We start from the raw sequence: 15,061 nt of genomic DNA on the forward strand, positions 1-15,061 counted from the left end.
TTGTTTATTACTTCCACCAAATCCAAGCCCAAAAGTAATTTCGTATATTTCGAGGAGTAATGCGTATAAAACGTTCCCCGTCAAAGAAGCAATTTAAATTTGGAAGTGTTTCATCTGGATTTTCTGAAATATAGGTGACGATATTTTCATTGCTTGTAACGGTTACTGTAATTGGTGGGTCGGTAGGTGAAACTTGAAGTTGTAATGAAATATTCGCCGTGTTTTTAAATTCATTAGTAACAGGTGGGCTTTTCACTTGAACTGTGAATAATACGATAATTGTTTCGTTTGGTTCCAAATTAGCAGCAACTAGGAAACCGATATTTGGATTCGCTAGTGGAGAGCGTTCGCCGTTAATAAAGACAGTACCGTCCATAAATTGTAAACCTGCTGGAATGGTATCTTGTAAAGAAACATTTGAAAGTGAAATGTCAGAAGTATTCGTAATACGCACCGTATAATTAAAATATTGGTTTAAATAAGCTGAGCTGACGGAAGCATCTTTCACTACTGTCGCAGTTACAAATTGAACTGGTATACGAACGATATTTGAATTAACAATAAAAGTAATAATTGGGTCCTGCGGTGTCAATTGGAATGCGGCTGTGACGGAAGCAGAATTAATAATTGTACTGTTTGAAGGAATAGAAGTGACGAGAACTTTAAATGTTATCGTTGCTACTGAATCAGCTGGTAAAGCGCCGATATTCATACCAGTGTCTGGACGGACATTTGGAACCGGAGTGCCGTTAATTGTTACGCTGTTTTCTATAAATGTTGTACCAGTTGGAATGGTATCTAAAATAGAAGTACTTATTGTAGGAATAGGGGAATGGTTCAATACCTCTAATGTGAATGTAATAACATCCCCTATAACGGCGATAGATGTGTCAGTTGTTTTGTTAATACGAACCATAGGATCAACCACTGTTGTTGTAACGACATTTGTTTGCTTTGTAATTGTAATAGGTGGTTCATTCGGGTCAATGGTAACGGTATAGGAAACAGAAGCATCGTTATGAATTGCTGGTTGAAGAGTTGAAGAAGATATTGTTACTTGGAAAGTAATGATAGTAGATGCATTAGGAGCAAGATTTCCTAACGAAATACCTTTTTCAGGATTCGCATTAGGCTGATTGATTCCGTTAATCGTAACGCTACCCGTAACGAAGGTAGTATCTACTGGTGCGGTGTCTATGGCAAGGATATCTTCAATAGTCACATTACCATTATTCGTAATTGTAATTGTATACGTTATAGTTTGACTAGGTAATGCATTCGTAGCATTAACAGACTTTATGGCAAGGACATTATCATTTTGGACAGTTGTTGTGACGGTATTTGTTGTAGTTGTATTCGTAACAGGCACGTTATTTGGGTTGACTATATAGTTAAAGGTAGTAATGGCTTGGTTGGTCAGTTCATTTGGAGTTGGGATAGAAGTCACGGTTACTTGGAATGAAGCGATAGCATTTCCGCCAACAGTTATAGAACCAATTGGTATACCACTTACTGGATTAACTCCCGGAAGAGTTTCTCCGTTTACAACAACGCTATTCTCTACAAACGTAGTACCTTGAGGAATCATATCTTGAATGATTACATCATTTGCTGCAACATTACCAGTTTGATTGAGTGTAATCGTATACGTTAACGTGTCACCGACTGTTGCAAATGCAAGGTCAACAGCTTTATTACTATTTAAATTTGCATGATGAATTGCTGTTACGGCAGCTGATGAAAGAATAGTTTCGGTAATAGGCGGCTGGTTTGGTATCGTGTATTGGTATTCAATTGTACTCGTGTTAGAGATTGGATTTGTTTGCGGAATCGAAGTAACTCGTACTTGGAATAGAATAGTTGCTGTCGTATTAGGTGGAATGTTATCAAGTTGTATCCCGTTAAGTGGATTGTCATTTGGGCGAGCAGTTCCATTTACAATAACACTATTCTCTATAAAGCTCGTATTTGATGGGATGATATCAGTAACAATAATGTTTTCTACTTGTATATTCCCATTGTTTGTGATGGAAATTGTGTAAGGGATAATCGTTTGTAGATCGGCATATTGGATAGGCGTTGTTTTTGTTGCAATTACATTAGCTGAAATAACTTCAGTGAAGGTAATATTACTAGTCGATATTTGTTCTTCGCCACTAATTGTATAACGAGAAGTTGATTGGTTTTGGATACGACTGCTAGCTGGAAGAGATACCACAGTAACGGAAAACGTGACAGGGATAGAAGCGTTAGGAGCAATCGTTCCTACAAGTATACCGGCACTTGGGTTCGCGTTAAGCTGAGGAATATTGTTTACTAAAACGCTACCTTCTATAAAGGTAGTTCCATCAGGTATATTGTCTGTAAATAAAGTAGCAGTAGCATCTGTGTTTCCTATATTTGTTAAATTTGTTGTATAAGTTAAAGTGTCACCAATCGTTACAGAAGTTAAATCAACAATTTTCAGTGAAACGATATCAGCGTCGTTAATTTGAACGAAAGTAGTATTGGAAGTAGTGGATTTTTGAATTGGTGCAAAGTCAGGATTGAAAATAAAGTCGTAGACGATGTTTGCAGTATTAGGCGTTGGATTTACAGCTGGTAAATTCGTAACGGAAACTTGAAACATTATTGTAGTCGCTTGACCTGACGCAATATTAGGAATGGAAAATCCGATATTTGGATCTGCTGCAGGAAGTACAGTATTGTTAACCGTGACACTTCCTGGAATAAATACTGTTCCATCTTCTATAGTATCTGTAAAAAAGATGGAGTTAGTTGCAGTGGATCCGTTATTTTGAATGAATACTGTATATTCAACGCTTTCATCAATATTTGCTAATACTTTATTAGCGGATTTTGTAGCGATAAGAATAACATCAATAAATTGTATATTTGTAGTATTGGAAGAGGTCGTTTCTGAAATTGGTGGTGCGCTTTGTTCCGGTTGATATTCATAGTGAATGACAGCGATATTATTAATATTATTTTGTGATGGTATAGAAGTTACATTTACTTGGAACGTAACAATAATCGTATTGTTTGGAAGAATGATATCAAGATTGATACCGATACTTGGATTTTCATTAGGTCTTGGTATGCCATCTACAAGGATGCTATTTGGAACGAATGTGGTGCCAGCGGCAATTGCATCAATTAGGAGAGTATTTGTAATAGGTACTGTACCAGCGTTTGTAACGGCGACTGTATACGTGATGATTTGACCGATGCGTGTAATGGATCTATTGGCGGATTTAATTGCACTAACATTTGCTGTCCGCACTTCAGTATTTACTGCATTTGATAACGATCTACGCTGAATAATAGGAGAACTAGGGTCAATTTGGTATTCATACGAAGTGTCTGAAATGTTAATGACTGTGTTGCCGGAAGGGATACTTGTAAGTTGTACTTGAAATGAAATAGTGACTGTTTCATCTGGTTGTATCGTGCCGAGAGTTACTCCGTTTTCAGGGTTCGCACCAGGCTGAATTACATTGTTTATTGATAAGCTATCTTCAATGAATATAGTACCCTCTGGAATATTGTCAATGAACACAGTATTGTTAGCTGGAATAGTTCCTATATTTTGTAGTGTATTTGTGTAAGTGATATTTTGCCCGATGGATACGAAAGTAACATTCGCCTGTTTAACAGAAATAATATTTGCATTTTGAAGTGATGTTGTAACGATATTAGAATTTGCAGAGCGATTCACTGGTGGAGCTGTAGGAATACTTACATATTGGTAATTTGCAGATGATTGATTTACAATTTCGGTTTCAGTTGGTGGATTATTTGTTTGTACTTGAAATAGTATTGTTTTGGAACTGTTTGGTGGAATCGTTCCAATTGGTATTCCGTTTTCAGGATTTGTACCAGGCTGAAGTACACCGTTAATTGTGACACTGTCTGGAACGAATGTAGTCCCAGCTGGAATAGAATCTGTAAAAGTAATATTTATTGCGTCAACACTTCCGGTATTTTTCACTTCAGAAATATAAAGTATAGTTCCGCCAATATCTACAGTTATCGGATTGGACGTTTTTGTAATTGTTAATTGTGCTTGCACGAAATTTGTAATGACAATATTACTTGTAGATGTTTCAGTAATAGGTGGTTGCCCTGGGTCTGGTTGAATTGTATATGTTGTATTAGACTGATTTGTAATCGATTGCTGTGAGAATGGATCGTTAATAAGAATTTGGAACGAAATAAGGTGAGTAGCGTTTGCTGCTAGGTTAGGCAAAGTAACACCTGCATTCGGATTTGCACCAAGTATAGCTGTTCCGTTAAGTGTAAAACTATTTTCTACGAATGTAGTACCTTCTGGAATCGTATCTGAAAATATGAGATTAGTAGCTGGAATATTTCCGGTATTTTCTAGTGTTATCGTATAGGTCAAAATATCCCCTGTTGTTGCTTGTTGTGCATTGACTGCTTTTAAAGAAAGCACATTCGCGTCCGAAATTTGTGTGAAAGCTGGATTAGAAGTAATGGTTCGAGAGATGATAGGAGCCGTTGGATCGGCGATAAAAGTATAGTCAATACGGGCTGTATTAGAGATTGGATTCACACTTGGAATGGATTGAACGATCACTTGGAATGTGACGTTGACAATTTCTGACGGTGCAATGGAATTTAATGAGATCCCTACGCTTGGATCAGCACCTGGAACTGAAATGGTATTAATAGTCACACTATTCGGAATGAAAGCAGTTCCTTCTGGGACCAAATCTGTTAAAGTAACTGTATTTGCAGTTGTATTTCCGTTATTTCGAACGACTACAGTGTAAGTGATTGTACCGTTAGGAGATTGTACGAGAGAATCTGTATTTTTAATTGCGGATAGGGACGCATCAACGACAGCTGTACTAACCGTATTAGATGAAGATGTTGCTGTAACTGGAGGTTGACTTGGGTCAACAATATACGTGTAACTTGTAAGTGCTTGATTTATAATCGCTCCTTGCGGTGGAATAGAACTTGCAAGAAATTGGAATGTAATCGTAGCAGAATCACCTGGTGCGATGATACCAACTGGAATACCGAGAGTTGGACTTGCATCTGGAAGTGAAATCCCGTTAAGCGTAACACTATTTGGAACAAATAATGCCCCTTCAGGGACTCCATTAATGAGTAATACAGAATTAGCAGGGAAGTTTCCAGTATTCGTTAATGTTGCTGTATACGTAATGATATCTCCGATAGATACAATTGATCGATTTGCTTCTAAAACAGTTGTAACAGTCGCGTTATTAATTTGTGTGGAAGCACTATTAGAAGTTATAGTACCTGTAACAGGAGGAGAAGTCGGATCAACTATAAATTCGTATTGAATAGATGCAACGTTTGTAATTGGGTTCGAAGGTGGAGTAGATGTAACGATGACTTGGAACGTAACGGTTGAGGAACTACCAGTATTCACAGTTCCGATATTCACTCCGTTATTTGGATTGGCACCTGGGATGGTACTTCCATTTACAGTGAAACTATTTTCAACAAAAGTCGTTCCTGCTGGAATCGAATCTGAGAAATTTACATTCGTAGCGTTTGTATTGCCGCTATTTTGAAGTAAAACTGTATAAGTGATCGTGTCTCCGATATTCGCAAAGGCTGTATTAGCAGTTTTTACAGCTGAAAGCGTTGCTGAATTAATAGAAGTAACGAAGACGTTCGTTTCCACATTGCCAGGCTGAGCTTGTAATGCATTTCCTACGTTATATTGGAAGTTTACAAATCCTAAGTTTTGGAGTTCTGTTGTGAATGTTGTTGGATTGCTTACGATTTGTACTTGAAATACAATTGTTACCATTTGATTTGGAGTGATTGTATTGATACCAACGCCATTAATAATAGAAGCGGAAGGTAATGGAGCACCATCAACAATAACTGATCCTGCAACAAACTGTGTCCATGTCGGTAAAGGGTCTGAGAAGACAACATTGTTAGCGGAAATATTTCCCGTATTTGTAATCGTAGTTGTATACGTAATCGTATCACCGATTGTTGCAAAAGCTTTATCACCTATTTTAATCGTGTTTAAAATTGCACTTTCGATTTTTGTGGAAACGGTAGTAGAAGTAATGTTTTTTGAAATAGGAGGATTAGCTGGATTGACAATATGTTGGAAACTAACGCTAGCTTGATTGGTAATTGGATTTATAGGCGGAATTTCATCGGCATTAATATGAAATGCTACGATGACAGATTGGTTTGGCGCGATATCGCCAATTGGAACGCCTGTAATGATATTTGCATTTTGGATGCTAGTTCCGTTAATTGTAAAGCTATTCGGTTCAAAGGAAGTGCCATCTGGAATCAGGTCGGTAAAAATAACATTCGTCGCACTAACATTTCCGCTATTTGTTATTGTAACGGTGTAGACAATATCTTGCCCGATATCCACTGTTGCCACATTTGAATTTTTTTGTGCGGTAAGGATAGCGCTATTAATTTGTGTTGTCGTTGTATTAGATTGATTGGAGGTTGTAATAGGTGGCTGGCTAGGATCAACGACATAATGATATGTGGTAGAAGCAGCGTTAGAAATGGGGTCAAGTGTTGGAAGTGTAGCAACTGTTGCTTGGAAAGTAACGATGGCCGTATTACCAGCAGGAATGGAACCGATATTTACACCGGTAGATAAATCGACATTTGGGATGGTTTGCCCATTAACTGTGAAACTATTCGGAACGAAAGTGAGATTGCTATTCAGAATATCAATAATGGTTACATCTGTAGCGGTCGTATTCCCGGTATTAGGAAGGTTAAGTGTAAATGTTATTGTATTACCAACATCAGCAAAAGTAAGATCTGCTGTTTTTGTACTAATAATATTTGCGTTGTTTATTTGAAGAAGTGTCGTGTTGGAAGTAGCTGCACTCGATACTGGCGGATTCCCTGGGTCCACAGTAAACGCATAAGTCGTGGATGCTATATTTGGTGCTGGATTACTAGGGGGGATGCTGTTCACTGTAACTTGAAAGACGATACTATATATTTCATTTGGTGGAAGTGCTGCAAGTAATACACCTGTATTTGGATCCGCATTAGGTTGTAAAATGCCATCGACAGTTAATGTGTTAGGAACAAATGTGAGTCCACTTGATAATACATCTGTGAATACAATATTAATTGCATCCGTATTTCCTATATTTGAAATAGAAGTAGTGTAAAAAACAGTTTGCCCGATATCTGCAAAGGATACATTTTCATTTTTCGTCATGGATAATATAGCTTCTTTCATTTGCGTTGAAACAGGATTACTAATTGAAGTTTCTGCATCAGGCGGCGAGACTAATTGATACGATGTTGATGAGAAATTTACAGCGGGGTTTTGTGTTGGTAAAGAGGTAACAGTTACTTGGAACGAAACATTTACTGTATTCCCAGCTGTTATAGGGCCGATATTTACACCGTTCGATGGGTCCGCACCGCTTTGAGGAATGCCATTAATAGAAAATGAGTTTGCAATAAATGTAGTTCCGCTCGGCGCAGTATCTGTGAATATAACATTTTGTGCAGATGAATTTCCGTTGTTTGTTAAAGTAACAGTATAAGTGAGTGTGTCCCCGATATGACTAAATGATTTATCGACTTGTTTTGATGAAAGAATGGTAGCAGTATTAATGGTAGTAAACACTGTATTTGAAGTAGCAGTTCTTGAAACAATTGGTGCATTAGGATCGGCGATGAATGTGTAAGAAGCAGTAGCGGAATTGGCAATAGGATTTTGGGCTGGTGTAGAAGTAGCGGTAACTTGAAATGCTATAGATATTGAGCTGTTAGGAGCAATTGATCCAATCGTTATACCTGTATTAGGAGTAAGGCCAAGTTGTGTGATGCCATTTATTGTGACACTATCGGAAACGAACGTTGTGCCGTCTGGAATAAGGTCAGTGAACGTAATATTTGTTGCATTTGTATTGCCGTTATTCGTTAAAATTGTTGTATAGGTAATGGTATCACCTAGTGTTACAAGTGTTTGATCGACCGATTTTATCATCGTTATCATAGCATCTAGTATAGGGTTTGTAACGATATTCGTTGAAGTAGAAGTAGTAGCAGGAGCTGAGCTTGGATCAACAGTATAAGAGTATAAAATCGTATCATTACCCATAATCGAACTTGAAGGTGGCACTGAAATAACATTTACTTGGAAAGTAACAGTTACTGTTTCACCAGGAGCGATATTTGGTATAGTTACTCCAAGTGCAGGCTGTGCACCAATTTGCTGAAGACCATTGATTGTGACCGAATTTGGTATAAATGTAGTGTTAGCTGGAATAGCGCTTGTGAATGTTATATTCGTTGCTGGTGTATTACCGGTATTTGTAATCGTAGTTGTATACGTAATTGTATCTCCGACAGAAATAATGGATTTATCGGCACTTTTTGTAGTTGTTAATATAGCACTCTTAATTTTTGTTGAAACTGTATTAGATATATTCGTTTGTGATACAGCAGGTTGGCTAGGATCGACCACATGTGCAAACTGTACAGAACTAAAATTCGAAACTGGATTTATGCTTGGAATGTTTGTTACAAGTACATTTATCGTAATAGCAACCGTACTACCAGGGTTTATATTTCCAATCTGAATCCCGTTCCCGGGATTTCCAATTTGCTGCGCACCAGAATCATTTACAAGAGTGCCAGATATAAATGTCGTTCCATCAGGCAAAATATCCGTGAAAATTATATTTTGTGAAGTGACATTTCCAGGGTTACTTAATGTGATTGTATAAGAAATGGTATCGCCAATTGTTGCGAAAGCTTTATCTACAGATTTAACGAGAGCAATTTCCCCAGCATTTATTTGTGTCGAAACAGAATTAGATGACGTACTTCGTGAAACAAGTGGTAAATTAGGTCCTGTCATAAATTGATAATTAATAGAAGCGCCGTTTACAACCGGTGAGTTTGGTCCTCCGGGTCCGATTGTAAAAATAGGATTTGGGATACTAACTACTTGCACACGGAAGGTAACGTTTATAAAATCTCCTGCAATAATATCCCCAATGGGTATCCCATTTGCTGGATTTACTCCAGGTAATAAAACCCCACCTACTCGAACGCTATCCTCTATAAATACCGTATTATTTGGAATCGGATCTGTAAAAATGATATTCGTAGCAGTTGTGTTTCCTATATTCTCTAATAAAACTGTATACGTTAAAAATGAATTTCCAGGAGCGATGTCAGAAAATAGACGATCCACGCTTTTTGTTGCTTGGATGGTTGCTTCGTTAATTTGCACTAAAGTTGGATTACTTGTAGCTGTTTCTGTAACTGGTGGCTGGGTAGGGTCCACAATGATAGAGTATGTTGTGCTAGATTGATTTAACGTTGGATTTGTAGCTGGTATTGAACCAACGATCGCTTGAAAACTAATTGTTGTCGTTCCTCCAACTGGAATTGCGTCTAAAGAAATCCCGTTATCTGGTCTAAATCCAAGTTGTGGGATTGTATTAATTTGGACGCTATCAGGCACGAATGAAAGTTCAGGTGGTAATATATCGATAAAAACAGGTGTGTTTGCGGTAGTATTTCCGCTATTAGTGAGCGTAGTTGTATACGTAATTGTATCTCCAACAGCAGCAAATGCACTGCTCGCAGTTTTTGTTGCGATAACGGAGGCAGTATTTACTTGTGTAAAAGTTTTATTGGATTTAACGGTTCGTGAAACAGGCGGTTCATTTATATCAACAATAAAGCTATATTGAAGCGATGATTTGTTCGGAATTGGATTAGGGTTTGGAAGAGTTGTAATGTTTACTTGAAAGCTGAGTATAAATGATGCATTTGAATTTATGTTACCGATATTGATACCGTTTTGTGGATTTGCATTAGGGATGGTTGTTCCATTTACTGTAAAACTATTTGGAATAAACGTCGTACCATTTGGAATTAAATCTGTAAAAATAACATTGTTTGCGGTAGTGTTGCCGGAATTAATAATGGTAGAAGTGAAAGTAAGTGTATCTCCGATAGTAGAGAATGTTGAATTGACAGTTTTATTTATAGATAGAGTAGCATCAATAATTGGAGTAACCGTCGTATTCGTAATTGTACTACCAACAGCAGGTGATTGGTTTGGATTCACGGTATATTCATAATTTACAAGAGCATTATTTGTTAATGTGCCACTAGGTGGTATAGCTAAAATTTGTGCTTGAAAAGTAATGAATACAGTATCTCCAGGCGAAATATCTGCTAAGTGAATACCAAGTGATGGGTCTAATCCTGGCTGAGGAACATTATTGATAGTTACGGAATTTTGGATAAAGGATGCGCCTGCACCAAGTCCATCCGTTAAAACAGTTGCACTAGCAGGGATATTTCCTGTGTTCGTAACTGCAATCGTATAAGTAACGATATCTCCAATTGCAGCTGTCGGTGTATTCACTGATTTCGTAGCGAGAATAGTAGCATTGTTAATTTGAGTTGTTATTACATTACTTAACGCATTAGAGGATACTGGAGGTAAGTTAGGATTTACGACATATTGGTAAGCTGTATTACTTTGATTAGGGATTGGATTTGGATTCGGGATGGAATTTACTTGCACTTGGAACGAGATGGTCGTATTTGCATTAGGGTTTATTGGATCGATTACTATGCCACTTGCTGGATTTACATTAGGGAGTGTATTCCCATTTACTGTTACACTATTAGGAATAAACGATGTGCCACTTGGGATTACATCTGTAAATATCACATTTGACGCAAGTGTGTTTCCGTTATTCGTTAAAGTAGTTGTGTACGTAATAATGTCATTTACGTTAGCGAACTGTTTATCTGCAGATTTTGTAGCGGTAATAGAGGCGTTATTAATAGTTGTCTGTACAGTGTTAGATGCCACCATCTGCATGACGGCTGGCTTGGATGGATCGTACGTGTATTGGAATGTAGTGCCTGATTGATTTGTAATCGGATTTACAGCAGGGATAGTTGGTATAAAAACTTGGAATGCAACAGTACGTGATGAATTTGCTCCTATCGTACCAATAAGAATACCGTTAGCAGGATTTGCATTTGCTATAGGAACACCGTTAATCGTTACAGTGTTAGGAAGGAAGATAGTACCAGCTGGAATGATATCTGTAAACGTTACATTGGAGGCAGGTATATTGCCATTATTACTTAAAACTGTTGCATAAGTTATGACATCACCAACATCAGCGAAATTTGTGCTAGTTAGTTTCGTAGCAACAATATTAGCGGTATTAATTTGTGTCGTTACTATATTACTAGTAGCATTTCTAACAACAGCAGGTAAATTTGGATCTGCGATAAAGCTATATTGAAGTGCAGCACTGTTTTGAACTGGATTTGGTGAAGGTAAACTATTTGCACTAATTTGGAAAACAATTGTTGTAATGCCGCCTGCTGGAATCGTACCGACTTGAAGACCGACACTTGGATCCGCACCTAGCTGTAAAGCGCCGCCTATAAAAGTACTATTTGGTACGAGAGTTGTGCCAGGAGGGGGTATATCGGTAACGACTACATTATTTGCTGGAGTATTTCCAGGGTTAGCTAGGGCAATTGTGTATGTGATCGGTTGCCCAACATCTGCAATAGTTAAATCTACCTGTTTGACAATAACTACATTTGCTAAGTTGATTTGTGTACTTACAGTGTTACTTAAAGATGTTTCTATAGTTGGTGGGTCGCCCGGATTTAAAATAAAGCTATACTGTGTACTAGATGAATTTATTGTTGGGTTTTGTGTGGGTAAAGAGGTGACAGTTACTTGATAAGAGACGGTAAGTGAGCCGTTAGCAGGAATGGAAGGTAACGGAACACCGACATTTGGATCGGCGGTATTTTGGAGTACACCATTAATAAGGAAAGTGTTTGGGATAAAGGTAGTACCGTCAGGATTCGTATCAACGAAAGTAGGACTATCAGCGGAAACACTTCCTGCATTCGTCAAAGTAACGGTATAAGTTAATATATCTCCTACGGTAGCAAACGCTCGATCCACTGCTTTGTCTGAAATGACATTTGCGTCATTCACTTGAGTAAATGTAGTGGTTGAAGTTGTGTTCTTACTTACAGGGGAAGCATTTGGATCCACAATAAAGTTATAGGCAATAGAAGCGCTATTTGAAATAGGATTTGGATTTGGGATGCTAGTTATTAATACTTGGAATGAAGCTGTGATTGTAGTCCCAGCATTAATACTACCAATAGTAATGCTAGTTGGTGTAATGCCTGGCTGAGTAATGCCGTTAACTATGACACTGTTCGGTACAAAGGCAGTACCATTCGCAATTGAATCGGATAGTACTACATTGTTCGCCGCAACATTTCCATCGTTTGTAAGAGCAAAGGTATAAGTTAATACATCTCCAACTTCCGCAAATGTTTTATCTACAGACTTAGTAGCATGAAGATTTGCTAGTCTAATTGTTGATGTAACTGAATTAGAATTTGCTGTTTTTGAAGTTGGTGGCAGACTGGGATTTACAGTATATAAATAAGAAGCGAAAGCATTATTAATGATAGGATTTTGGGCGGTAATATTGATGACTGTTGCTTGGAAAGAAAGAGTAACAGTGGCACCGCCAGGAATTGTGCCAATAGGTAAAGCAATGAGAGAATCTACATTTTGCAAAACTCCGTTTAGTGTCACAGTACTAGGAGTCAATATCGTTCCATTTGGAAGTGGATCTGTTAGTTGAACGTTAGTTGCAGCTGTATTTCCACTGTTTGTAATAAGAATTGTATAACTAATTGTTTCGCCAATTGTAGCAAATTGTTTATTTGTTGATTTTGTTAATGTTAAATTCGCATTGTTAATTTGAGTGGAAACGAAATTCGAAGAAATGTTTTTTGTCACGGGTGATTGGCTAGGATTGACGGTATATTGATAAGAAGCACTTGAACCATTAGATACGACATTTGACGCGGGTATTGTGTTTACTACTACTTGAAATGAAACAGTTTTTGTTGAGCCAGTTGGGATTGATCCAATGTTCACACCGTTAGCGGGATTTGCACCTACTTGTGTCGTGCCATCTATTGTTAAACTGTTAAGGACGTAAGTTGTTCCGGTAGGAATGACATCTGTAAAAATAACGTTGTTCGCATTCGTATTACCTGTACCTGTAAAGGAAACGGTGTACGTTAATGTATCACCAATATCTGCAAAATTTTTATCTACTGCTTTTGCCATAGTTACAGTAGCGTTATTCACTTGAGTAGATACGATATTGGTCGTATCAGTCCCACTTACTGCCGGCTGATTTGGCACAGGAATGTATTGATAAGTTGTTGTACCACTATTTAATATTGGATTTGTTTGCGGGATAGAAGGAACGAATACTTGAAATGAAACAATAGTCATAGAATTAGCAGCAATAGTACCGACAGATATACCATTAGCGGGATTTGCACCAGCTTGAGTAACGCCGTTAACAGTTACACTCCCTGGAATGAAAGTAGTCCCGCTAGGAATCGGATCTGTATATAAAACGTTAGTTGCGGCGATATTTCCTATATTAGCTAAGGCAATACTGTAAGTTAACGTTTCGCCAATATCGGTAAAGATTTTGTTAACTGATTTTGTACCATTAATATCTGCGAGGTTAATTTGTGTTCCTGCAGAGTTGCTTGTTGCAAGGCCGTTAAAAGTCGTTCCACCGGCAATTGGTGTATATTGAAATGTAATATTAGCAGTATTAGAGATAGGGTTTTGGCTTGGAAGAGAAACGACAGTTGCTTGGAAAGTTACTGTACGAGAAGCGTTATTATTAATTGTTCCAAGAGATATACCAGCAGCTGGATTTGCATTTGTTTGAGGTACGTTATCTATCGTTACAGTGCCAGGTATAAAGGAGGTACCGTTAGGAAGACTATCTATAAAAATAACGTTATTGGCGGGAAGAAGCCCGGTATTAGGGATAGTAACGGTATAAGTGAGGACGTCTCCAATTGCAGCTACGCTTTTATTCACGCTTTTCGTTGCTTGTATGTTAGGCGAGTTTATATTAATTTGTAATCCGACTGTATTTAACATATATGCATCTCCGTTAGTTGTTAAACGGATTGCGGCGGAGACTTGGGAATTTGTTAAATAAGGAGAAATATCAATAGAAGTAATGTCCCAGCCTTGCCTTCCAGCGGAGATATTTGTACTTGTAGAAGCACTTTGATTTCGTGTTCCAAATGTCCCAGTTGTATCTAAATTTCCGGCAGCGTTATTCACTTGAGAACCGAAGAAATTATTTACAGCATTATTTGGCCCAGATAAGGCATTTAATGAACTGAAATTCGGTCCAAATAATGCTTGATCCCCAGTTAAATCAGCATCCCCTTCAGTAGAACTTATAAATAATCTCCCGCTTACAGGTCCTCCAGCAGGTGTTAAAAACCCTGAGACAGATACATCTGCACTACCAGTTTCTACAGATACACGGTTACCAGCTACGTAAATTGTTAAATTTCTTGCGGGTAAGGAACCGTTTTGATAAGCGACAATGAGCGTCCATCCAGAAGAATTGATAGCTCCGTTAGAAGCATCTAAAGGATCAACAAGTCCAGGGACAGAGCCGGTTGTATAAGAGCCAGATCCTCCAGCTTGAACGAGGGATGTTACATCTGCGGAACGCGTATAGAATCCAAATGTGACAGATCCAGAAACGAAGGTTTGATTAGAAGCTGTAACGGTTGAAGGGGTAATTGAGTATGTTGACACAGGTGTTGTAAAAGAAACAGGGTTTCCTAATACACTCGTAATATTTTGATCACGAGATAAGTAGTTTCCACCCCAAACAAGTTCTGCATAAAGAATAGTACTACCAGCAGGGATATTTAAAATAGCGGTAGAACTATTTTGTGTATAGTTTAATGTTGTACCCGCAGGAAAAGTAGTTACTTGTAAAGCGGTATTCGTAGTTGCGAATGCACCAATTGCCCCGATTGTACCAGCACGGTTTAGATTACTAATTTTACTTAAGCCTAAAGTATTTCCTGTAATAGCGAGTGCGCCGTTAGTGGTGGTAGAAAATCGATTCGTAATGGGCATGTTGTCACCTCATTTACAATA

At 38.0% G+C, this 15,061-nt stretch carries 1 protein-coding gene; it reads right to left on the minus strand.

Features of this window, described 5'->3' with window-relative positions; genetic code table 11:
• Positions 1–7: 7 nt before the first annotated feature.
• A complete protein-coding gene (locus FOT98_RS15810; protein WP_144291086.1) occupies positions 8–15,040 on the minus strand; it encodes a DUF11 domain-containing protein in 15,033 nt (5,010 codons plus the stop codon).
• Between the last annotated feature and the right edge of the window lie 21 nt (positions 15,041–15,061).

Origin of the sequence: Bacillus sp. HY001, assembly GCF_007558965.1 — a bacterium.
Taxonomy (GTDB): Bacteria; Bacillota; Bacilli; order Bacillales; family Bacillaceae_G; genus Bacillus_A; species Bacillus_A mobilis.